A 21,520-nucleotide genomic window follows, 5' to 3' on the forward strand; every position below is an offset into this window, starting at 1 on the left:
CCGCTCCTACAATCAGCAGGAACCTGTAAACAGCTGAAGCGAAAATGCTAGACTTGCCGCCACGCCGCGCGGGTGTAGCTCAATGGTAGAGCTGTAGCTTCCCAAGCTACTGACGAGGGTTCGATTCCCTTCACCCGCTCCATCTTCCAGGCCCCGCATGGTCCTGAGGCAGCCGCCATCCGGCCCGGGCAAGATGCACCAGGCTGCTCCGCGCGGTCTCGCGATGAAGCTCGCCATCCTCTCCCGCAACAGCAAGCTCTATTCCACCCGCCGGCTGGTGGAAGCCGCGCGCGCGCGCGGGCATACCGTACGTGTGCTCGATCCGCTGCGCTGCTACATGCGCATCGCCGCCGACGGCTTCTCGCTGCATTACAAGGGCCGCCCGATCAACGGCTGCGATGCGGTGATCCCGCGCATCGGCGCCTCGGTGACGCGTTATGGGACCGCGGTGCTGCGCCAGTTCGAGTTGATGGGGACCTACACCCCCAACCCGTCCGACGCGATCCTGCGTGCCCGCGACAAGCTGCGCGCCCACCAGCTGCTGGCCGCGCAAGGCATCGACATGCCGGTCACCGTGTTCGGCGACAACCCCGACGACACCCGGGACCTGCTGTCGATGCTGGGCCCGCCACCGCACGTGATAAAGCTCAACGAAGGCGCGCAGGGCACCGGGGTGATCCTGACCGAGAAGGCCAGCGCCTCGAAGGGCGTGATCGAGGCGCTGCGTGGCCTGTATGCCAACTTCCTGGTCCAGGAGTTCATCGGCGAGGCCGAAGGTCGCGACCTGCGCTGCTTCGTGGTCGGCGACCGCGTAGTGGCCGCGATGCGCCGCCAGGCAGCCGAAGGTGACTTTCGCGCCAACCTGCACCTCGGCGGTACCGCCGAGCGCGCAATCGCCAGCGAGGAAGAGCAGGACGTGGCAGTGCGCTCGGCGCGTGCGCTGGGGCTGTCGGTGGCTGGCGTGGACCTGATCCGTTCCTCGCGCGGCCCGCTGGTGCTGGAGGTGAATTCGACGCCGGGGCTGGAGGGGATTGAGGCGGTATCCATGTCGGATATCGCTACTGATGTCATAGCCTATGTCGAATCTCAGGTCCGGCTCGGTCGTCGATAGCCTGGGAAACTGTTGGGTCCACTCAGGTCGGGGGGGCTCCTGCAGAGGCCGGGTCTTTCAAGTGCCTGCGTCGAATCGGGCAGTGCTCGTTGATGCCCTCATTGCCTTTGGATAGAGTTCAGGGACACTCAGTCATAGGAATGGACTCACTTATGCTTCGGATTTCTTCTCTCTTTTTGTTCTCTTTGGGGGTGCTGGGTTCGTCCCTGGCCATGGCCGCCACTTCCCAGGTGCCGCTCGATCTGCACAAATCGGCCCCAGAGGTTGAGTCTCAGATCAAGCTGATTCAAGAGCAGCTTATAGATGGCACGACCTATTCGGAAATTGCTCCAGAGCAGCGTAGTCAGGTCAGGGAGGCTCTTGGAAGGATTACGGCTAAGCTCGAACGAGGTGGTACCGTCTCGCGCATTCCTGAGAGGGAACAGGCCGATGCCTTTAACGATCAGGAGGTCATTAACACTATTCTCACCAAGGCTAAGGATGATAGTCGGCTTGTGTGCAAGCGCGAGCGTGCGACGGGATCCAACCGACTTACCTCCAACTGCATGACGGTCGCCGAGCGTAGACGTATGAAGGAGCAAGGCGAGAGGGCGATACGCGACCTATCGCAGCGAACTCTGCAGTACGACCCGCGGGTCGGGAACTAATTAATTTCGAGGCTCAAGTGCGAATTCTGGTAATCGAAGACAACAGCGACATCGCGGCCAATCTGGGTGACTACCTGGAGGACCGCGGACATACCGTGGACTTCGCCGCAGACGGTGTGACCGGGTTGCATCTGGCAGTGGTGCATGAATTCGATGCCATCGTGCTCGACCTCAACCTGCCGGGCATGGATGGCATCGAGGTCTGCCGCAAGCTGCGCAACGAGGCGCGCAAGCAGACTCCGGTGCTGATGCTCACCGCGCGTGACTCGTTGGACAACAAGCTGGCCGGGTTCGACTCGGGTGCGGACGACTACCTGATCAAGCCGTTCGCGTTGCAGGAAGTCGAGGTACGCCTCAACGCGCTGGCGCGTCGTGGCAAGGGCGTGCACACACGGGTGCTGGAGACCGGCGATCTGGAGTACAACCTGGACACGCTGGAAGTGCGCCGCCGCGGCAAGCTGCTGCAGCTCAATCCGACCGCGCTGAAGATCCTGCAGGCGTTGATGGAGGCCGCACCCGCTGTGGTGACGCGCCAGGAGCTCGAGACCCGGGTGTGGGGCGAGGAGTTGCCGGATTCGGATTCCTTGCGGGTGCACATCCATGGCCTGCGCGCGGTAGTGGACAAGCCGTTCGACGTGCCGCTGATCCAGACCCGGCATGGCATCGGCTATCGCATCGCCGCGCCCGATGCCTGAGGGCGGTGCTTCTTCAGCCGGTGCGCCCGAGCGTCGTCGCGGGCGCTACCGGCGGCGGCTGCGCAGCCGCATCATCCTGTCCTTCGTCCTGCTGGGCACCGGCCTGACGGCGTTGTTCGCCTATCTGACCGACTACGCGCGACAGCGCGTGGAAAGCCAGCTCGTCGAAGACGTGATGAACAAGAACATCGACGAGTACGCGCGGCGGTTCTATCTGGATCCGTCGCGCAGCCCGGACATGCCGGTGCAGCAGATGATTGCGCGGGTGGTGAAGAGCGACAAGTTCGACGAACTGCGCCGCGAGGAGCCGGACTGGTACGAACTGCCGAACGGCATCCACAGCATTTCCGGCGTGGACGAGAAGGGCAAGCCGTTCGCCTACAAACTGGCGGTGCGCAAGACGCCGAACGAGTGGTTCTTCTTCGCCTACGACGTCACCCAGAGCATCAAGGGCGAACAGCAGCTCAAGCGCGCGCTGTATGTATCGGTGATGCTGTTCAGTGGCCTGTCACTGCTGATCGGATGGTGGTCGGCATCGAAGGTGATGCGCCCCGTCTCGGATCTCGCCGCGCGTCTGCGGGCCTATCGCGGTGGTACCAGCGAGCCAAAGCTGTTGGCGCCGCTCTTCCCCGACGACGAGGTAGGCCAGCTGGCCGAGGCGCTGGACGACTACTCGGTCCGCCTGACCGAAGTGGTGCAGCGCGACCGCGAGTTCAACGCCGACGTCAGCCACGAATTGCGCACGCCGCTTGCGGTCATTCGAGGCGCGACCGAACTGCTGCTGACGCGACCGAATCTCGATACCAAAGTGCTGCAGCGGTTGCAGCGCATCCAGCGCGCCGAGCAGCAGTGCAGCGACTTGATCGGCGCGCTGCTGTTGCTGTCGCGCAACGAGCGAGGGCAGGGCAATAGCAACGTCGCCAAGGTGGCCGAGCAACTCCTTGAATCCCATCGTGCCCAGCTCGGCGGCAAACCGTTGGAGCTGGTGCTGGAAGGCGAGCGCGGCCTGGTGATCGATGCGCCGGAATCGGCGTTGTCGGTCGCGCTGGGCAACCTGATCGGCAATGCGGTGAAATACACGCAGGAGGGCCAGGTCTGCGTGCACGTGTCATCGGATGCGGTCGAGGTGATCGACTCGGGCCCCGGCCTGAGCGAGGAGGATGCGGCCAAGCTGTTCCAGCGTGGTTACCGCGGCACCTATGCCGGGCATTCCCAGGGCGGCGGCATTGGCCTGTCGATCGTCAGCCGGCTCTGCGACCTGTACGGCTGGCAGGTGAGCGTGCGGCCCGGCAAGGAGCGCGGTGTGGTGGCGGTTTTGGGCTTCGGGGAGGCCCGCGTCGCGGCTTCGTCGTAGGAAAGGAGCTTGGCGAGGCGGCGTGTTTCATTCCCCGCGACATCCGCCACCTGGAATTTTTGGCTCACGTCATCACGGATGCCATGAATCGTAGGAGCGGCTTCAGCCGCGATGTGGCTTTCTCGGTAAAGCCTCATCGCGGCTGAAGCCGCTCCTGCGGTTGACGTGGATCTGTAAACACCCGAAGCAAAGACGCTCTGGCTAGAGTGAGGCGCGCGGGATGCGGATGGCCTTATTGCAGGCCCTTCAGCTGTGCCAGTTCCCGATAATGACGGTCCAGCGCAGCGACGTGCCGTTCAAGCTCGTCGGGGTTCCCGTCGTTGACGATCACCTCATCGGCCAAGGTGAGGCGCTGTTCGCGGCTGGCCTGGGCGCTGATCATGCGTTCGGCGAGTGTGTCATCGATGCCGTCCCGGAGCATCAGTCGCTCACGTTGCAGTGCCACCGGCGCATCGACGAGCAGGATGCGATCCAGCCAGGGATAGCCGATGCGTCCACCTGCTTCGGTCAGCAGCGGAATCGCGGCGATGACATAGGGGCCGGGGGCGGCCTGGCAGGCCTGCCGCAGGCGCATCCGGATTTCCGGATGGGTGATTGCTTCCAGTTCGCGGCGCAGTGCCTGATCGGCGAATACCAGCTCGCGCAGAGCACGTCGGTCCAGGCGGCCATCGGCCTGCAGGATGCTGGCGCCGAAACGCTCTGCGATCCGGGACAGCACAGGGCCGGGTTCGACGACTTCGCGGGCTATTACATCGGCATCCACCACCGTGGCACCGTACGCTTCGAAACGACGTCCGACCTCGCTCTTGCCTGACGCGATCCCCCCCGTGAGCCCGACGATAAAGTCGCTCATGGAAACCGCAGGTCAGGCCAGCCCGGCAAGCCGCAGATAACGGCCGACGATCAGATCACCCCAGAAGAACACGATCCAGCCGGCAATCGCCAGATACGGCCCGAACGGGATCGGCGTGGCGCGATCGCGGCCCTTGGATGCCAGCCAGATCGAGCCAAGCACTGCGCCAACCAGCGAAGAAATCAGGATGATCGGCAGGATGCCCTTGAGCCCGCACCAGGCCCCCAGCGCCGCCAACAGCTTGAAATCGCCATGCCCCATGCCTTCCTTGCCGGTGAGCTGCTTGAACAGCCACCAGACCATCCACAGCGACACATAGCCGACCGCCGCGCCCAACAGCGCGGGCTTGGCGTGCATGTACAGGTTGTCCATCGATCCGACCAGACCGAGCCACATCAATGGCAAGGTCAGTTGATCAGGCAGCAACCGGGTACGCAGGTCGATACCGGAAAGCGCGACCAGGAAACAGCTGAAGACAATCGCCCCGAACCCCTGCCAGCCGAAGCCGAAGCGCCACACGCTGGCAACCACCAGCAGCGAGGTCAGCAGTTCAACCAGCGGGTACTGGATCGAGATCGGCGCATGGCAATGCCGGCACTTGCCGCCCTGGATCACCCAGCTGACCAGAGGAATGTTCTCGTACCAGCTCAGGCGATGCTTGCAGTGTGGGCAATGCGAAGGCTCGACCACGATCCCGGGCGGCGGCGGCTCATAGATATCCGGCTCATCCAGGATCTCGCGCGCATCGCGCTTCCATTGCCACTCCATACGGCGCGGCAGGCGCAGGATCACCACATTGAGGAAACTGCCCAAGAGCAGTCCCAGCCCGGCCGCGGCGGGAAAGCCGAGGCCGGGATGCTGGTCGAGAAATGCCATCTAACTATTTATCCGACGACGGAGGCAAGCTTGAAGATCGGCAGGTACATACCGATGACCATGCCGCCGACGATGGTACCAATGAATACCATGACCAGTGGCTCGATCAGGCTGCTCAATGCGTCCACCGCGTTGTTGACTTCCTGCTCGAAGTACTCCGCGACCTTGAAGAGCATTGCATCTAAAGCGCCGGCTTCTTCACCGATGGCGGTCATCTGAACCACCATGTGCGGGAATAGACCTACCTGCTTCATTGCCATGTTGACAGGGTATCCAACCGAGACGTCGTCCCGCATGCGTAGGACAGCATGCTCGTAGACAGAGTTGCCAGTGGCGCCGGCTACGATGCCTAGTGCTTCGACCAAGGGAACGCCAGCGCGGAACGTCACAGCCGTGGTTCGAGCAAATCGTGCCACGGCACTGTTGTGCATGATCTGGCCGATTACCGGAAACTTCAGGATCAGACGGTCCAAGCCATGTTGCATGGATGGAGAGCGTTTGTAGGCGAAGATGAAGCCGGTGATGGTACCCGCCAGCAGCAGCAGCAGCAGCCACCACCAAGCCACCATGAAGCGGGATGCGGCGACAATGAGCTGAGTGAAGGCTGGCAGTTCGGCGCCGAAGCCCTTGAACACGTCCTCGAACTGCGGGACAACCCAGATCAACAGGATCGAGCTGACCAGCATGGCGACCGCGATCACCATGGCAGGGTAGAACAGGGCCTTCTTGATCTTGCCCTTTAGTGTTTCGATGTTCTCTTTGTAAGAAGCCACGGTCTCAAGCACAGTTTCCAGTACGCCTGCGCCTTCGCCTGCTTTGACCAGGTTGCGATAAAGCTCGTCGAACTGGACAGGGTGCTTGCTGATGGCCTCATACAGAGAAGAGCCTCCCTCAATGTCGGCACGGATCTGGCCGACCATCTTCTTCATGCGGGGATTCTTGTGCCCGCTACCGATGATTTCCAGTGATCCCACGATCGGGACACCTGACTTCATCATCGTAGCCATCTGGCGGCTGAAAAAAGCGATGTCCTTCGGGCTGATCTTGCTGCCGCTCGCGCCAAATAATGGCTTGGGTTTGGGCTTGACAACGCCGGGCGTAATGCCTTGCTTGCGTAGTTCGGCACGCAGCAGATTTGCGCTCCTGGCTGGCTGCTCTCCCTTCATTTTCACGCCACGCTTGTCAGTCCCCTCCCAGACAAACGGCGACATCATATTGGTGTCGCGGGACACCGGCTGACTCTTGATGGCACCACGGCTTGCAGACATATATGCTCCCCTCCGGCCTTCCCCGGGCTGGAATTGCCGCATGGTAGCGGGTTCTTGAATGTGTGGCACCTCCCCAACGGGCAAGCGTGCTGCGCGTCACGCTACATTTTTAGCTTAGATGAGAGTGACCATTTGCGTCACATTCTGCCGCCCAGGGGCTTGGGGGCGTTTGCGTCTCAAAAGCAGTAGATAGGGGCTTCCAATCCAAGAGGATGCTGCGCATCATCTGCGTCGGGGAGTAGTGGGGGAAGTGCCGGGATTTGGCGCGTAATCTGCTATGTGTACCAGTGCATGTCGCTCCATCGAGGGTGGCTGGGTCGCCTGGACACCCGACTCGAGTATCAACTTCGTTTCAAACCAAACCTCTAGGGGATGTCTCATGAAGAAGCAGCAAGGCTTCACGCTGATCGAACTGATGATCGTGGTCGCGATCATCGCCATCTTGGCCGCTATTGCGCTGCCGATGTATCAGGACTATGTGGCCCGCTCGCAGGTCACTGCTGGCTTGGCTGATATCCGTGGTGGTGTGACTGCATTTGAAGAAACCATTCAGCGCGGCAGCACCGGTACGGCGACGACCGACTCTGTCGGTCTGCAGAGCTCCACTGCCCGTTGCGGCGTTTCCGTAACGGGTGCTTTCAGCGACACCAGTAACCAGACGATCGTTTGTGCGCTGAAGGGCAATCCAAAGGTCAGCGGTTCGAATGTTACGCTGACGCGTGGTACTTCGGGTAACTGGAAATGCAGCTCGAGTGTTGCGGACAAGTACAAGCCTACCGGCTGCACCTGATCCTCATTGGGGATCCGTAGCATTCGGCGGGAGCCCCGGTCATGGCCGGGGCTCCTTAGTTCTCGGGGATGTGCTCTCGACAGGGGGGAGGGGGCATGCGGAGTATGAAGGGCTTCACGCTGATTGAGCTGATGATCGTGGTCGCGATCATCGCCATCTTGGCTGCCATCGCGCTGCCGATGTATCAGGATTACGTAGCCCGCTCACAGGTCACTGCGGGGCTGGCTGATATTGCCCCTGGCCGGGCTACCTTCGAGGCCAAGCTAATCGCAGAGGGCGAGACATCGTTCGATGTCGGCGACATCGGCCTGAAGACCTCAACTGCGCGTTGTAGCCTGATCAGCATGGACTCGTCGGATACGGGCTACATCGCCTGTGAGCTTAATGGCAATCCGCAGGTGAGCGGCAAAACCTTGCAGCTCAATCGTACGTCCAGTGGTATATGGAGTTGTGATGCCAGTGCGGTGGACGAAAAATATCGGCCGGATGGGTGTAGCTAATAAGCATCCACTCCGGTATTGGGGTGCCTTCGCCGAGCATAGGGAAGGCGTTGTTATACCTCTTTTTTTCATGCCGGTTTCATGACCTCACGACTTCGACAGGCAGCCCTATGGTTGCTCCTGCTGGCCTTGACTGCAACGGTGTTTTGGCCCGGCATGCATGGCGATTTCATCTTCGACGACTATCCCAATATCGTCACCAATCCGCGTGTCCACCTGCAGACACTGAATTGGCCAGGCATCGAGATGGCGTTGAGTGGTTATGAGCCCGGCAGCATCGGCCGGCCGCTGGCGACGATGAGTTTCGCGCTGGACTACTACGTTGCAGGCAAACAACCCTATCTCTATAAGTTGACCAGCCTGGGCGTGCATCTGCTCAATGCAGTGCTGGTATACCTGCTACTGTCGAGATTGTTGGCTCTGGCCGAAGTTGGCCGCTGGGGCCGTTATGCGCCCTGGGCCATCGCGCTGCTGTGGGCGGTGCATCCACTGCAGGTGTCTACCGTGTTGTACGTGGTGCAGCGCATGGAGATGCTGGCGCTGAGCTTCATTCTGCTGGGCCTGCTTGTCTATCTGCATGCGCGTACCGCTGACATTTGCGAACGCCGACAGTGGATCTGGCTGGCGGTTTCCTGGCTGCTAGGTGCACTGGGGCTGTTGGCGAAGGAGACGGCAGCATTGTTCCCTTGCTTCGCTCTGGTACTGGAATTGACGGTACTGGGCTTTCGCGCACCGCCGTTGACTTCACGATTGCTGCGTTGGGGGTATGCAGTTGGACTTGTCGTTGGTCTAGCTATATTTCTCGGTTGGATCTTGCCGACCTATCTGGCGCCGCATGCCTTCGATGGGCGCGACTTCAGTGTTGGCCAGCGTCTGCTGAGCCAGTTGCGGGTGCTGCCGCTGTACCTTGGCCAGATCCTGCTGCCGTTGCCAAGCTTGATGACGTTCTACTACGACAACTACCCGGTCTCGATCGGACTGCTGTCGCCGCCGACCACTTTGTTCGGCGGGTTGTTGCTGGCAGCGCTACTGATCAGTGCTGTCACGCTGCGTCGACGGATGCCTATATTCAGCCTTGGCGTGCTCTGGTTTTTTGCTGCGCACCTGCTGACCAGCAACGTGTTCAATCTGGAGTTGGTGTTCGAGCATCGCAATTATTTTGCGGTGCTGGGGGTGTTGCTGGCGGTAGCCGATTTGTTACGCCGGATTCCGGTGTCACAGGATTCATGCATAAAGGCAGTTATCGTCGGGATAGTGATCCTGGCCTTTGGTGGTATGGCGACGATCCGAGCGGCGGTTTGGGGCGATCCGCTGCATATGGCGATGGACTTGGTGGACAAGAATCCCGATTCACCGCGTGCGGCCAGTGATTTAGCGACGTTGTATGTGGGTATGTCCGGGGGGAATCCACGCTCGCCGTTCTACGATTTTGGCAGGCGTGAGTTCCTCCGTGCTGCTGCGCTCCCTGGTGCATCCGCGTTACCGGAGCAGGGCTTGATCATCATGGCAGCCACTACCGGAGAGCCGACCGATCCGGTCTGGTGGGGCGGAATGCTGCGCAAACTTGCGTCCCAGCCTGTTTCCGTGCAGCAGAACCTAGCGGTCAGTGGGCTGATCCGGCCACTCAACGAAGGCTTGCCGATCGATCCGCGCAGGGTGGTGGACGCAGGGTTGATCCTGGCAAGGCGCAATGGCCTGTCTCCCGAAGTTCTGGCTCAGTTGGGCGACGTGGCGATCAACGATCTGACTGACATGCCCGCTGCCAATCTGCTGTTTACCAAGGCGGTCGAGCGCACGCATGGCAACAAAACCTACGCATTGCAACTCTTGACGGTGCTGGAGCGAGATGGGCACGTCGAGCAGGCTGTCATCGTCAGGCAGGAAGGTATGAGACTTGGCTATTGGTCGGCGAATGGTGTGGCAACGATGAATAGTGAGTCCACCTCGCCATGATTGCTATGCGAAAGGAGGGGGGGCTGTTGGTAGGTTGGATTTGCCTCGTGCTGCTCGTCGTTGCGATTGTGTATTGGCCAGTGCTCGAGGCCGGCTTCGTTTGGGATGATCTGATCGATTTTCAGGATATGGCCTGGTTACGTCATGGCCAAGCATGGCTCGACTATGTTTTTCGCGGCTTCAATGGCTGGCAGATCTATTTCCGCCCGCTGGTGGTGGCGCTGTTCACGCTGGAAGTGCGATTGGGAGATGGCCAGCCCGGACCGATGCATGCGGTATCGTTGGGAATACACCTGATCAACGTCGCATTGGTGATGTTGCTGGCCCGGTTGATTACCCGGCGTCAGCAATGTCCGGCTCCTGCGGTGGTTGTTGCGCTGGCTGGATTGGCCTTCGGTCTGCACCCGATCCTGGTCGAGACGGTGACTTGGATCGGTTGCCAGTTCGATCTAGTGCAGACCTTATGCACCTTGGCAGGGTTGTGCCTGGCCATGTGGTTGCGACAACGTTGGTGGCGTGCAGGGGCTGTTGGGTTGTGCTTCCTGTTGGCGGCCCTCACCAAGGAATCGGCGGTTTGCTTCCCTATACTGCTGGTCATCCTGGATTGGCTGGATCCGGCCTATGACGGGCAGGGGGGGGCGCTTCGACGGTTGGCCAGGATGTTTCGGGAACGTTGGCCTAGCTATGCTGCGATCCTGCTCGCAGGGGTGGGGTATCTATCGCTTAGGCACTGGGCGCTGGGTAGCCAAGTGGTTGCCGGTTTCTTGGTACCTATGCCGCCGTTGGCAGAGTATCTGCATCGGAGCAGTTTCCTGTTCCTGCGCTATTGGCAAATGATGCTGGGTGTCGTCGTCGGGTTGAGTCCGATTCATCCTTGGGATGCGTTCACGTTCGGTCGCCCGCTGGCGACGGTGGTGTGGCATTGCGCGCTGGTCATCGGAATCTTGGGATGGGCACTCTGGGCGTTGCTGGGGCGGCGTTCGCTGACCGCCGCGCTGGTAGTGGTGGCCAGTATCTGTCTAGTGCCGGTCATGCAGCTACTGCCTACTCGATTCGACGATAGCCTGTACCATGATCGCTATGCCACTACCGCGTTGTCGCTGGTATGCAGCCTGCTGCCGGCGGTACTCGGGGGGCTGCCTGCATGGCTTGCTGGCAAACGACTATTCGTTGTTGGCAGCGGATTATTGGCGCTAGTTTGGCTGGCTGGGGCAGTGATGAACGTGCGCGTTACGCTGCCTTTGTGGTCGGATAACGTGAAACTGTGGGAATGGGCGGCAATGAAGTATCCGCAGGATAGCGTTGCCCAGAACAATCGGTTGAGTGCCTACATTTCCATTGGAGAGATAGCGAAGGCTTTCGCCGTGGTCAGGTATCTGGCCGATCATAATATCGCTTGTGACAACTGCGTGCTGAACGCGGCCCTCCTTGCATTGCGCGAAGGAGACAACGAATCGGCAAACACATTGCTTGGACGGATCGAGAACTCGCCGAGTCTTCAGGATGGGCAGATGCGACTGTTTTATTTGCGTAACCGGGGGCAATTGGCGTTGCAGACGAATCATCCAGCCGAGGCAGAAAAATATTTGCGGCAAGCCATCGTTCTCGAGCCCATGGAATACAACGTCCGTTTCCTGCTGGCCCTTAGTTTGGCGAAACAGGGGCGGCATGAAGGGGCCGAGCAAGAAGGGCTGCTTGCGGTTGAGATGGCACCGTCCTACAAGGAAAAGCAAGGCATCCGACAAACGTTGGAGCAGATGCTGCCTACGTCTGGTAAAAGCGCCCAGCACGATGAGGGAGCGCTAGAGCGAGATGGGCACTCTATCGAGCCAGGGCCCTATTCCCGCTCCGAGTCTCTATAGATCATGCTCGCAGACCTGCCCAGGATCTGGTCGCTCTTCACTGCGCCGGAAAAACGCAAGGCGGTGGTGATGCTGCTGCTGGTAATAGGAATGGCGATCGCTGAGACGCTGGGGGTGCTGTCGATCATGCCATTCCTGTCGGTGCTGGGGCGGTCGGCGATAATCCATGAGAATCCGTTGCTGCGTTCGCTCTATGAGCGTTCCGGCGTCCACGATACGCGCGGTTTCATACTCGTGCTCGGTGTTGCTTCCATCGTTAGTGTGGTTGCGTCATCGGCGTTCAAGACAGTGACCTTGCACGTATTGAACCGCTTCGTGCATCTGGAGCGGCATTCGATCAGTTCACGACTGCTGTCGCACTATCTGCATCAGCCCTACGAATTCTTCCTGGCCCGCAATTCGTCGATCCTCGGCAAGAACGTGCTGTCCGAGGTCGACCAGTTGTTGTTCGATCTGATCCACCCGCTGTCGCAATTGGTTGCGCAGGGTACGGTAGTTGCGGCGATGGCATTGTTGATCTTCTGCTACGACCCGTCGACCGCAGTCTGCATTGTCGCCGCACTGGGTCTGCTGTACGGCGTCATCTACGGTTTGGTGCGCAGGCGTTTGGCACTGATTGGTAGCGAGTTGCAAGTGGCGAATGGCCGGCGCTATCAGGCCGCCAACGAGGCGCTGGGCGGCATCAAGGACGTGAAGATCACTCATTCGGCATCGGCGTACGAAGGGCAATTCGATGCGGCATCGAGGCTTTATTCGCGCCACATGGCGACCAACGACACGCTCAGCCAGTCGCCGCTGTATCTGGTCGAAGCGACCGGCTACAGCATGCTGATTGTTGTCGCATTGGTGTTGTTGCTGCGTACGAACGATATCGCCCATGTATTGCCAGCATTGGGTCTGTATGGATTCGCTGCGTATCGGATGCTGCCGGCGGCGCAGATTATGTATCGTGGCTTCGCCAAACTACGCATATCGTCGTCGGCGCTGCGATCCATCCACGATGACCTGACGCTGCCGGACGAGCCGGTAGTTACGACCACGTCAGTACTGGCACCGCTGCGAGAAATTCGGCTGCAGGGTATTCGCTATGCCTATCCTTCCGCGCCAGAAAAATGGATATTTGATGGCTTTGACCTGGTCGTTCCCGCCAATACCAGCGTCGGTATCATCGGCAAGAGCGGTGCTGGCAAGAGCACACTGATGGACTTGCTGCTGGGACTGCTTCGCCCCAATGAGGGGATGTTGAGCGTCGATGGCGTGGAGATCGATGCCAGCAATATTGCGGCTTGGCAGCGTGCCATCGGCTACGTACCTCAGCACATCTTTCTTGCCGATGCCAGCGTGGCTCAGAACATTGCTTTCGGTGTAAGGAAAGAAAGGATCGACATGAAGGCTGTCGAGCGCGCGGCGCGTTCCGCGCAAATCCACGAGTTCGTCGTCGGCGAGCTTGTGCAAGGATACGATACCGAGATTGGCGAGCGCGGCATACGGCTTTCAGGTGGGCAGCGCCAGCGTCTCGGGATAGCCAGGGCGCTGTATCGAGACCCCCCCGTGCTGTTCATGGACGAAGCCACAAGTGCGCTTGACATGCAGACAGAGGAAAGTCTGGATAACGCCATCCGTCATCTGGCGAGCCGGAAAACCATCATTGTCATCACGCATAGGCAGTCGTCGCTCGGCGCCTGCGGCATGGTTATAGACATCGGCTAGGCGGAGTGCTTCGAACAAGTGGGGCACTGAAAATTTCGCCATGATCAAGGAGTATGGGTTCCCGATGAACAAGCCACGCGCAGCGAATGACATAGTGGCCATCGTGATCTGGTTCAATCCGGAAATGGGCTTCGTCGAGAATATTAAATCCTATCTTGACGAAGTTGGGGCCGTGGTCGTCATTGACAATTCGGATGCGGATAATGCCACTTTGCTGTCTGAATTGCCCGGCGTCTCTTATTGCGGTCTCGGTGAGAACATCGGTATCGCGGCTGCCCTCAACAAGGGCTGCGCCATGGCTTTGGATCATGGCTGGCGTTTTGCGATGACGATGGACCAGGATAGTCATTTTGCTGTCGATCAAATCCGCACTCATATCGTTGAGGCACGTCATTTGATGGAGGATCCGGCGGTCTCGATCGTTGGACCACACTATGCGGAAGAACGTCAGGATCCATGCCTTCCAAGGCTTGAGGAGTGCGACGCTACCATCACGTCGGGCGGCATTCTGAAGCTTTCTGCATGGAAGGAAATACGCGGATTCAACGAGGCTCTTTTCATTGATGGAGTGGATATGGATTTCTGCTTCCGGCTCCGACGGGCGGGTAAGGGGATCGTGGTCAATCATGGTGTACATATTGGGCATACGATTGGCGATCCCATCTCAATAGATGCACTTGGCCTGAAGATCAAAGCCCGGAACCACGGCTGGATACGCAAGTACTACATCACTAGAAGCCTTTTGTATCTGCGTTCGGAGTTCAAGGACTTCCCCAGGCCATATCTGCTGATGATCGCTGTCACCTTCGCAAAGGTTTTGCTGATGGAACGCGACAAGAAGCGAAAGCTGCACGCGATGTTGGCGGGGGCGGCTGATCATGTCCGCGGCCGATACGGAAAGTGGAGCCCCGATCGCTCTTTTGAATCAACGAAATAAATCGTTAATCAGGCGTACGATTCTTGTCGGGCATCTTGCGGAACGGCTTCAATTCGAAACCATCCTTCACTCCGCGCCACATGCATGCCCACTGTCTGGTGCGCGCTGGATCGTAGATGCCTTGTACGCTGAAGGTCAACGCTAACTTCAAGATCGCCCACGCTTTCCATACGCGAGGTACGTATTTCCGCCGTATCAGCAAGACCGCGTTTCGGAATAGATAATAGTGCCGCTGCGGCGAGCGTGACGGCCACAGGCGCCAGCCAAAGGCCCAGAATCGGATGCTCGCGTTGCCCATCCGATGCACGAACTTCGCCGAGGGAATTCCCCATAATCCATAGCCAGCGGCCCGCAAGCGGAACGACCATTCTGTATCCACGTGATCGATGAACATGCTTTCGTCCAGGCCACCTAGCGTGTGCCATGTTTCGATGCGCATGAGTGTGCCGCTGCCGTTCAAACTTGCGCAATGAACCGGGGGGGTGCTGTCTGCTGGGAAAATTCTCTTCCATCTCAATGTCGTCTGCACATGGAAGCCGTGATGGAGGCCTGTGAAAGGATCGAGTAGTGCCGGCCCTATTGCGCCGACCTTGCATCCGCTTGCTTCCAGCGCGCAGAAGGCCTTGATCATTGTTTCCGCAGCGCCATGAGCGGGTTCGCTGTCTTGGTCCAGCAAAAGCACGAACGGCTCTTCGCCCGTTCTCGATAAGTAGGCAATGCCCTTGTTCAGGGCTGCGGGAAGGCCGAGATTCTGGTCAAGCCTTAGAACTTCGATGCCCTCTAGGCCTTCAAGTTGATGTCGTGTTGGATCCCATTCGTGTACGGGGGTGCCGTTGTCCACGACGATCTTCCTTGCATTGGCAGGCAGCGCCGATAGCTGGGAAAGCAACAAGCCGGCGTCTGGGTGATAGGTAACCGTGACGGTCGCCAATGAAGGGGGGGGCTGCTCACTCATCCCTTGACCTCTGCATCCGCTTCGCGAATCCTGCAGAAAAGATCCACGTAGTGGAATGCCACGTTCGACCAGTCGAACCTGATGGCTAGCACTTGCCGCAATTGCGTGGCGCGCTTGCGAATGTGGTCCGGAGAAGCAAGTGCTTCGACGATGCGATCTCCAAGGCCTTCAACATCGGTGGCGGTCACAGCCATCTCGTCGAAGTCTTTTCCCAGGACTTCGGCTAGCGCTGGTACATCGCCCGCAAGTATCGGGCAGCCGCATCCAAGCGCTTCCAGCAAGACGAGTCCGAGGCCTTCTTGATCGCCCATGCGTGCCTGCACGAAGGGTGCCACAAGGAGGGAAGCCCTGCGGTACAACTTCGGCAAGTTGGCTTGTGGTACGGCACCAAGAAAAGAAACCGCGTGGGTCAGGCCAAGTTTGGTTGTCTGTGCTTGCAATGCCTCCGCTTCCGGGCCAAAGCCGGCGATGATCAGGCGCGCATCGGGAAAGCTGTGCAAGACGGTGGGCATGGCGTCCAGCAGGTAGCGGACCCCCTTCTTTTCCACCAGGCGTCCCACGAACAGGATTTCTCTTTCCGAACGCACGACTGCTTCGTTTGGAGTGAACCGCTCTGCCATATCCACGCCCATCGGCATTACCCGTGCTCGGGAGGTATAGGCGCGGATGGATTTGAGTTTTTCCAGCATTGCACCGCTGACTACCGTGACTGCACCCGCGTGCCGCGTCACGAATCGTTTCAATGAGTCCAGGACGCGGCCCTTCAGTGCATACAGGTCCGCGCCATGCGACGTGACCGCGAAGGGGACCTTGCAGCCGGGCAGCATTCGTAAGAGTGCAGCGATCAACCCTTGTGGGATCAGCCAATGGGCATGGATGACGTCAACTTCCTGGTCGCGAATGAGTCGCCACGCATGCCATGCCTGCATGAATACGAAGCTGGGTACCAGCAACATCTTCCACTTGTGGTTGCGCAGATTGGTGACGATGCCGCCGTCGTTGACCAGCGTCTCCAGCCGTGCTGGCGCGTAGCGATAACGGATTACCTCGACACCTTCGAGAATTTCATGTGGCGGAGCGCCCGGTGCGTGTGGGCCAATCACGATCACGCGGAATGATTGAGCCAGGCGTTTGCTGAGTTCATGGACGAAGCCGGGCTCAGGATCGCCCAGCCAGCGCGGGTAGGTTGAAGTGAGGACCAGTACGCAAGGCCGCCGATCTTCTGGCGAGGTGGATGCCATCACGCATCCTGTACGGAAGCGTTGGCAATTGGTCTCCCTTCGCGGCTGTGCCGCCAATGGAGTACGTGTTGCCACAGACAGGCCAGCATCGTCACCGCTGCAAGAAGCTGAAGCGGTCGGAACGGGATCGAATAACGCGGCTCGGATTGCAGCAGCCAGTAAATGGCAGTGACGTAGAGCAGCAATATCACGCTAGGGAGTCTGTCCTCATTTCGCATGGCGGGTCGGGTGAGCGTCAGACAACAGAAAAAGAAGGCGCACAGAAATATCCACGGATTGAGGGCGTGCGCCAATGCGGACATCAGCATAAAGGGAGTGCTGGAGAGATAGGGGGATGAATCCACGGGATAAATGAAGACATCACCCGCGCCGATGCGGATGCTCCATCCCCAGAACAGCATCGGCTTGCGTGCGTACCAGCCGAGGTAATGCAATGGGTTCGAGGTCAATCGTTGAACGACGGTCTGCATGCCGCGGGAAGGGGCAGTCACCACTCCGCTGACCTCCTCGTCGATCCTGCGTATAACCTCGGTGGCTTCGGGATCGCCGTGCAGGCGTTGCCGCCAGGCATCGTGATATTCCGGCCACGAACCCTGCACGAAGTTCTGCAGGGCCCGGCCTGTGGACGTGGCGGTCGTAGCGTTTGCCACCACCGGCAGGTTGGCATTACGCACTGCCCAGATTCCGGGCAGCAGCAATGATCCCAGCAAGAGCATCAAGACCGCATTGCGCGGCAATGCCCTGGAAATGGCGAGGCAGCTCGCCAGAATTAGGCCGAATGGCAGCAGGATGGCGTTGGTTAATCCCGCCATGCCGAGCACTAGGCCTGCGGCAAACGCAACCACTTGGTTCCTGGCGGCAGGAAGCGAGATCAGGATGATACCCAAGGTCGCGAGGAATCCACACAGCGTTTCGGTCAGCAGGTAGCTGGTTGACGTGATCGAATGAGGCCAGATCGCCATCAGCACGCCAACCATCGCAAGCCAGGGCCAGGACAACCAGCGGCGGCCCAGCGCCAGTGCCAGGAAGATCGTCGCGGCGCCCAGCAGTGCTTGCAGGTTGAGCAGGGACCAATACCAATCTTCGCCTTCAGCCCCCATCAGGCGCATCACTGTTGCCATCAGTAGTGGATAACCCGGATCCCGGTAACTGTCAGCCACAGGTGGACCATCGCCCGGGAAGACCTGCGAGAACACGTGGTCGTGAAGGAGGTTCCAGGCGTAGGCGAAATAGGCGCTCGCATCGCCCCGGATCGGGTGGTCAACGATCGTGACATTGACGTAGTACAGGCGAAGTGCCAATGCCAGCACGCTGCAGGCAATGATGATCAACCATGCTCGGGGCGTTTTCCTGTGGGCTGGAAGTTTGATGGACATCGTTCAGTCCGCCCGCAGGTAGGTCAGGTTGGTGATCTGCTCAGAAATTAGGCCTATCAGGAAAATGATCACCGCCGCGCTGAATAGCAAGGTACTCATGTTGGTGAAGCGGTGCATGGTGGCGAAGGTATAACCGTAGTAACCAAGCCCGATAAGGAAAAAGGTGGCCGCGATTGGAGCGAACAGCTTCAAGGGCGAATAAAGCGTCGCGATCTTGAAAATGATCAGCAGGAAACGGATGCCGTCCTTGATCGGTCGAATGTGGCTGCCATTACCGACGCGCCGCGCGACGGAAATTGGAACATAGGCAACGGGGTAGGCGCTGCGGAAGAACGCCATTGTGCTCGTGGTCGGGTAGCTGAAGCCGTTGGGTAGCAGGTGCAGGAATTCACGGAAACGTTCGGCGCGTGCGACACGGAAGCCAGAGGTCAGGTCCTTGATCGTGAAGCCCGTCATGCGGCTCGCCAGCCAGTTATAGAAAGTATTGGCTGCGCCGCGATGGAAGTTCGCCTGACCATCGCCATCGCGGGCACCGACCACCATGTCGTAGCCCTCGCCAAGCTTGGTCAGCAACGATGGAATGCTGGCGGGATCGTGCTGCCCGTCCGCATCCATGAATACCAGGATGTCGCCGCTGGCTGCGCGGGCGCCACGCTTGATGGCGGCTCCGTTTCCCATCGAGTAAGGGCTGCTCAGCACGCGTGCGCCATGGCTGGCTGCGACTTCGGCGGTTTGATCGGTGGAGCCGTCGTCCACCACGATCAATTCGGCAGTCGGAAATTGGGCCCGAAGTGCTGGGAGCGTGCGAAGAAGCCCTTCCGCTTCGTTCTTGGCGGGAAGGATGATGCTGATACGGTCCAATCTGTGTCCCCAGTTTTCCCCGCTGGAATGGTACTGCCATAGGCGCTGATAGTCAGTGCCCAGCCTGACGGTAAGGGGCCGGGGAGAGGGAGATCTTGGGTGATTTGCAGTAGTCTTTGGCCCGGAACTTGGGGAAATTGGATCGAAGATGAATGCCCTTACCTCGAATCTGGTCGGGATCACCGGTATCGCTCGTCGCCTGGTTCAGGACGGGGTGCTGGACGAGATAGCCGCGCGCGTCGCCATGGATCAGGCGGCCGGGGCCAAAGTGCCGCTGCCGCAATGGTTCGCCGACAAGAAGCTGGCTACCGCGGCGCAGTTGGCGGCGGCGAATTCGGTCGAGTTCGGCATGCCGTTACTGGATGTTTCGGTCTTCGATGCCAGCCAGAGTGCGATCAAGCTGGTCAGCGAGGAGCTGCTGCAGAAGCACCAGGTGCTTCCCCTGTTCAAGCGCGGCAACAGGCTGTTTGTCGGGGTCAGCAGCCCTACCCAGACCCGGGCGCTGGACGACATCAAGTTCCATACCAATCTGACGGTGGAGCCGATCCTGGTCGATGAGGACCAGATCCGGCGGACGTTGGAGCAGTGGCAGTCCAGCAACAGCGCCTTGGGTGCGGCGCTGGGGGACGATGAGGAGGGCATCGAAAACCTCGACGTCGCGGCCGGCGATGAGGACATGGGGGCGGGCGGCGATGCGGGCATCGACGCCAAGGGCGATGACACGCCCGTAGTCAAGTTCATCAACAAGGTGTTGGTGGATGCGATCCGCCGAGGGGCCTCGGACATTCATTTCGAGCCGTACGAAGAGGACTACCGTGTCCGCTTCCGCATCGATGGCCTGCTCAAGCAGGTGGCCAAGGCGCCGGTGAAGCTGAAGGACCGGATGGCGGCGCGTTTGAAGGTGATGTCGCAGTTGGACATCGCCGAGAAGCGCGTGCCGCAGGACGGTCGCATCAAGCTCAACCTGTCCAAGACCAAGCAGATCGACTTCCGCGTCAGCACGTTGCCGACCTTGTTCGGCGAGAAGATCGTGCTGCGTATCCTGGACGGCAGCGCGGCCAAGCTTGGTATCGACAAGCTCGGTTACGAGCCCGACCAGCAGAAGCTGTTTCTAGATGCGATCCACAAGCCGTACGGCATGGTGCTGGTGACAGGCCCGACCGGTTCGGGCAAGACGGTGTCGCTGTACACGGCGCTGGGCATTCTCAACGACGAGACCCGCAACATCTCCACCGCCGAGGATCCGGTCGAAATCCGCCTGCCGGGCGTGAATCAGGTGCAGCAGAACAACAAGCGCGGCATGACCTTCGCCGCTGCGCTGCGCTCGTTCCTGCGCCAGGATCCGGACATCATCATGGTCGGCGAAATCCGCGACCTGGAGACGGCGGAAATCGCGATCAAGGCAGCGCAGACCGGTCACATGGTGCTGTCCACGCTGCATACCAATGATGCGCCGCAGACCATCGCGCGTCTGATGAACATGGGCATCGCGCCGTACAACATCACCTCGTCGGTGACGTTGGTGATCGCGCAGCGTCTGGCGCGGCGGCTGTGTACGCATTGTCGGCGCAAGGTGGAGTTGCCGACCAATGCGCTGCTGGCCGAGGGCTTCACGCTGGAGCAGATCGAGAAGGGCTTCGACCTGTACGAGCCGGTCGGTTGCGATGAGTGCACCGAGGGCTACAAGGGACGTACCGGCATCTATCAGGTGATGCCGATGAGCGATGACATCGCCACGATCGTGCTGGCCGGCGGCAACGCGCTGCACATCGCCGAGGCGGCGCAGCGGATCGGTATCAACGACTTGCGCAAGTCGGCACTGCTGAAGGTGTTGAACGGTGTTACCGGTCTGGCCGAGATCAATCGCGTTACGAAGGATTGATGTCCCTCGACGTGTAGGAGCGGCGTAAGCCGCGATGGGGCTTTCTCGGGAAAGCTCTTTCGCGGCTTACGCCGCTCCTACGATGGGATGCGGGGTTTTCTGTAGCGAATGTTGGCGTCTAGGCGATGGATGTTGGAGGAGGGCGACGCCAGTCTTGATGCATGAGCGCATGGGATGGGAAGACGGGGCCGGGGCAGGCCGCGTTGCGGCGGGGACGGTTTTCGTTGCCTGGGCAGGTCTATCTGGTGACGTTCACGACCAGGGGGCGTCGGCCCTTGTTTGCTGTCGGCTCACATGCGGTGGCTTGTGCGCGTGCGGTGACGGACAGACGATTGTGGGCGTCGTCCCGGTTACTTGCCTGGGTGTTGATGCCTGACCACTGGCATGGACTCGTCCAGTTGGGGGGGGGGCGAGCCCTTATCGCAGTTGTTGAGCAGAGTGAAGGCCAATTCGGCTCGTGCGTTGCCGGCGAGTGCGCGGCGGCCGATATGGGCCCGGGGCTTCCACGATCATGCGTTGCGCGCCGATGAGGATCTGCCCGGGTGCGCACGCTATCTGGTCTTGAATCCAGTTCGTGCCGGTCTGGTGAGAAAACCGGGTGACTATCCGTACTGGGATGCCGTGTGGTTGTAGGAGCGGCGTAAGCCGC

18 protein-coding genes, 1 tRNA gene and 1 pseudogene are annotated in these 21,520 nt (G+C 59.8%); 13 read left to right on the top strand and 7 right to left on the bottom strand.

The window, feature by feature from the left end; translation table 11 throughout:
- Positions 1–68: 68 nt before the first annotated feature.
- The 5 genes from AC3WJE_RS12880 (at position 69) to AC3WJE_RS12900 (ending at position 3,807) form a co-directional block, all read left to right on the top strand.
- Positions 69–142 (top strand) — tRNA-Gly (locus AC3WJE_RS12880).
- Between the two features lie 81 nt (positions 143–223).
- Positions 224–1,111 (top strand): 30S ribosomal protein S6--L-glutamate ligase, encoded by an 888-nt coding sequence (rimK, locus tag AC3WJE_RS12885; protein ID WP_493731206.1) that lies wholly within the window; start codon positions 224–226, stop codon positions 1,109–1,111.
- Between the two features lie 152 nt (positions 1,112–1,263).
- Positions 1,264–1,758, top strand: a complete 495-nt coding sequence (locus AC3WJE_RS12890) for a hypothetical protein (protein ID WP_493731207.1) — start codon at positions 1,264–1,266, stop codon at positions 1,756–1,758.
- A gap of 17 nt (positions 1,759–1,775) precedes the next feature.
- Positions 1,776–2,453, top strand: a complete 678-nt coding sequence (locus AC3WJE_RS12895; RefSeq protein ID WP_493731208.1) for a response regulator transcription factor — start codon at positions 1,776–1,778, stop codon at positions 2,451–2,453.
- Positions 2,416–3,807: a sensor histidine kinase gene (locus AC3WJE_RS12900; RefSeq protein ID WP_493731209.1), complete on the top strand. Its 1,392-nt coding sequence runs from the start codon at positions 2,416–2,418 to the stop codon at positions 3,805–3,807. Before AC3WJE_RS12895 ends, AC3WJE_RS12900 begins: the two co-directional genes overlap by 38 nt.
- A gap of 232 nt (positions 3,808–4,039) precedes the next feature.
- Here the strand turns inward: AC3WJE_RS12900 and coaE are convergent, their stop codons facing one another.
- The 3 genes from coaE to AC3WJE_RS12915 are packed head-to-tail and all read right to left on the bottom strand — an operon-like array spanning position 4,040 to position 6,804.
- Entirely contained in the window at positions 4,040–4,660 is a 621-nt protein-coding gene (coaE, locus tag AC3WJE_RS12905; RefSeq protein ID WP_493731210.1) for a dephospho-CoA kinase, read from the bottom strand.
- Between the two features lie 12 nt (positions 4,661–4,672).
- Positions 4,673–5,536 carry a prepilin peptidase gene (locus AC3WJE_RS12910; RefSeq protein WP_493731211.1) on the bottom strand — a complete coding sequence of 288 codons (864 nt, stop codon included), beginning with the start codon at positions 5,534–5,536 and terminating at the stop codon, positions 4,673–4,675.
- An 8-nt stretch (positions 5,537–5,544) separates the two neighbouring features.
- On the bottom strand, positions 5,545–6,804 hold the full coding sequence (locus AC3WJE_RS12915; RefSeq protein ID WP_493731212.1) for a type II secretion system F family protein: 1,260 nt from the start codon (positions 6,802–6,804) through the stop codon (positions 5,545–5,547).
- A 379-nt stretch (positions 6,805–7,183) separates the two neighbouring features.
- Here AC3WJE_RS12915 and AC3WJE_RS12920 point away from each other — a divergent pair, with 379 nt between their 5' ends.
- The 6 genes from AC3WJE_RS12920 (at position 7,184) to AC3WJE_RS12945 (ending at position 14,556) form a co-directional block, all read left to right on the top strand.
- Entirely contained in the window at positions 7,184–7,594 is a 411-nt protein-coding gene (locus AC3WJE_RS12920) for a pilin (protein ID WP_493731213.1), read from the top strand.
- 104 nt (positions 7,595–7,698) lie between these two features.
- Positions 7,699–8,094, top strand: a complete 396-nt coding sequence (locus AC3WJE_RS12925) for a pilin (RefSeq protein WP_493731214.1) — start codon at positions 7,699–7,701, stop codon at positions 8,092–8,094.
- A gap of 81 nt (positions 8,095–8,175) precedes the next feature.
- Entirely contained in the window at positions 8,176–10,047 is a 1,872-nt protein-coding gene (locus tag AC3WJE_RS12930; protein ID WP_493731215.1) for a hypothetical protein, read from the top strand.
- Between the two features lie 47 nt (positions 10,048–10,094).
- Entirely contained in the window at positions 10,095–11,909 is a 1,815-nt protein-coding gene (locus AC3WJE_RS12935; RefSeq protein WP_493731216.1) for a tetratricopeptide repeat protein, read from the top strand.
- A 3-nt stretch (positions 11,910–11,912) separates the two neighbouring features.
- On the top strand, positions 11,913–13,619 hold the full coding sequence (locus tag AC3WJE_RS12940) for an ABC transporter ATP-binding protein (protein WP_493731217.1): 1,707 nt from the start codon (positions 11,913–11,915) through the stop codon (positions 13,617–13,619).
- 40 nt (positions 13,620–13,659) lie between these two features.
- Complete coding sequence (locus AC3WJE_RS12945) at positions 13,660–14,556, top strand: glycosyltransferase family protein (protein ID WP_493731218.1); 897 nt, start codon at positions 13,660–13,662, stop codon at positions 14,554–14,556.
- Between the two features lie 4 nt (positions 14,557–14,560).
- On the opposite strand, the gene AC3WJE_RS12950 is transcribed toward AC3WJE_RS12945, so the two are convergent.
- Genes AC3WJE_RS12950 through AC3WJE_RS12965 form a run of 4 tightly spaced genes read right to left on the bottom strand, consistent with a single transcriptional unit; the run spans position 14,561 to position 18,989 of the window.
- The gene (locus tag AC3WJE_RS12950) at positions 14,561–15,511 is read right to left on the bottom strand and encodes a glycosyltransferase (RefSeq protein ID WP_493731219.1); all 951 of its coding nucleotides are present in this window, start codon (positions 15,509–15,511) and stop codon (positions 14,561–14,563) included.
- Complete coding sequence (locus AC3WJE_RS12955; RefSeq protein WP_493731220.1) at positions 15,508–16,752, bottom strand: glycosyltransferase; 1,245 nt, start codon at positions 16,750–16,752, stop codon at positions 15,508–15,510. Before AC3WJE_RS12955 ends, AC3WJE_RS12950 begins: the two co-directional genes overlap by 4 nt.
- On the bottom strand, positions 16,752–18,128 hold the full coding sequence (locus AC3WJE_RS12960) for a glycosyltransferase family protein (RefSeq protein WP_493731221.1): 1,377 nt from the start codon (positions 18,126–18,128) through the stop codon (positions 16,752–16,754). Before AC3WJE_RS12960 ends, AC3WJE_RS12955 begins: the two co-directional genes overlap by 1 nt.
- Before the next feature lie 3 nt (positions 18,129–18,131).
- Positions 18,132–18,989: a glycosyltransferase family 2 protein gene (locus tag AC3WJE_RS12965; protein ID WP_493731222.1), complete on the bottom strand. Its 858-nt coding sequence runs from the start codon at positions 18,987–18,989 to the stop codon at positions 18,132–18,134.
- Between the two features lie 148 nt (positions 18,990–19,137).
- On the opposite strand from AC3WJE_RS12965, the gene pilB reads away from it, so the two are divergent.
- On the top strand, positions 19,138–20,871 hold the full coding sequence (gene pilB, locus AC3WJE_RS12970) for a type IV-A pilus assembly ATPase PilB (RefSeq protein ID WP_493731223.1): 1,734 nt from the start codon (positions 19,138–19,140) through the stop codon (positions 20,869–20,871).
- A 161-nt stretch (positions 20,872–21,032) separates the two neighbouring features.
- Positions 21,033–21,504 (top strand): annotated as a pseudogene (locus AC3WJE_RS12975) (REP-associated tyrosine transposase).
- Positions 21,505–21,520: the final 16 nt, after the last annotated feature.

Source organism: Pseudomonas sp. GW821-FHT07E12, from assembly GCF_058986605.1.

Bases quoted from the DNA above. Each gene is read 5' to 3' on its own strand.
- rimK (WP_493731206.1), top strand. From the start codon at position 224: ATGAAGCTCGCCATCCTCTCCCGCAACAGCAAGCTCTATTCCACCCGC.
- AC3WJE_RS12890 (WP_493731207.1), top strand. From the start codon at position 1,264: ATGCTTCGGATTTCTTCTCTCTTTTTGTTCTCTTTGGGGGTGCTGGGT.
- AC3WJE_RS12900 (WP_493731209.1), top strand. From the start codon at position 2,416: ATGGCATCGGCTATCGCATCGCCGCGCCCGATGCCTGAGGGCGGTGCT.
- coaE (WP_493731210.1), bottom strand. From the start codon at position 4,660: ATGAGCGACTTTATCGTCGGGCTCACGGGGGGGATCGCGTCAGGCAAG.
- AC3WJE_RS12910 (WP_493731211.1), bottom strand. From the start codon at position 5,536: ATGGCATTTCTCGACCAGCATCCCGGCCTCGGCTTTCCCGCCGCGGCC.
- AC3WJE_RS12915 (WP_493731212.1), bottom strand. From the start codon at position 6,804: ATGTCTGCAAGCCGTGGTGCCATCAAGAGTCAGCCGGTGTCCCGCGAC.
- AC3WJE_RS12920 (WP_493731213.1), top strand. From the start codon at position 7,184: ATGAAGAAGCAGCAAGGCTTCACGCTGATCGAACTGATGATCGTGGTC.
- AC3WJE_RS12925 (WP_493731214.1), top strand. From the start codon at position 7,699: ATGAAGGGCTTCACGCTGATTGAGCTGATGATCGTGGTCGCGATCATC.
- AC3WJE_RS12930 (WP_493731215.1), top strand. From the start codon at position 8,176: ATGACCTCACGACTTCGACAGGCAGCCCTATGGTTGCTCCTGCTGGCC.
- AC3WJE_RS12940 (WP_493731217.1), top strand. From the start codon at position 11,913: ATGCTCGCAGACCTGCCCAGGATCTGGTCGCTCTTCACTGCGCCGGAA.
- AC3WJE_RS12945 (WP_493731218.1), top strand. From the start codon at position 13,660: ATGATCAAGGAGTATGGGTTCCCGATGAACAAGCCACGCGCAGCGAAT.
- AC3WJE_RS12950 (WP_493731219.1), bottom strand. From the start codon at position 15,511: ATGAGTGAGCAGCCCCCCCCTTCATTGGCGACCGTCACGGTTACCTAT.
- AC3WJE_RS12955 (WP_493731220.1), bottom strand. From the start codon at position 16,752: ATGGCATCCACCTCGCCAGAAGATCGGCGGCCTTGCGTACTGGTCCTC.
- AC3WJE_RS12960 (WP_493731221.1), bottom strand. From the start codon at position 18,128: ATGTCCATCAAACTTCCAGCCCACAGGAAAACGCCCCGAGCATGGTTG.
- pilB (WP_493731223.1), top strand. From the start codon at position 19,138: ATGAATGCCCTTACCTCGAATCTGGTCGGGATCACCGGTATCGCTCGT.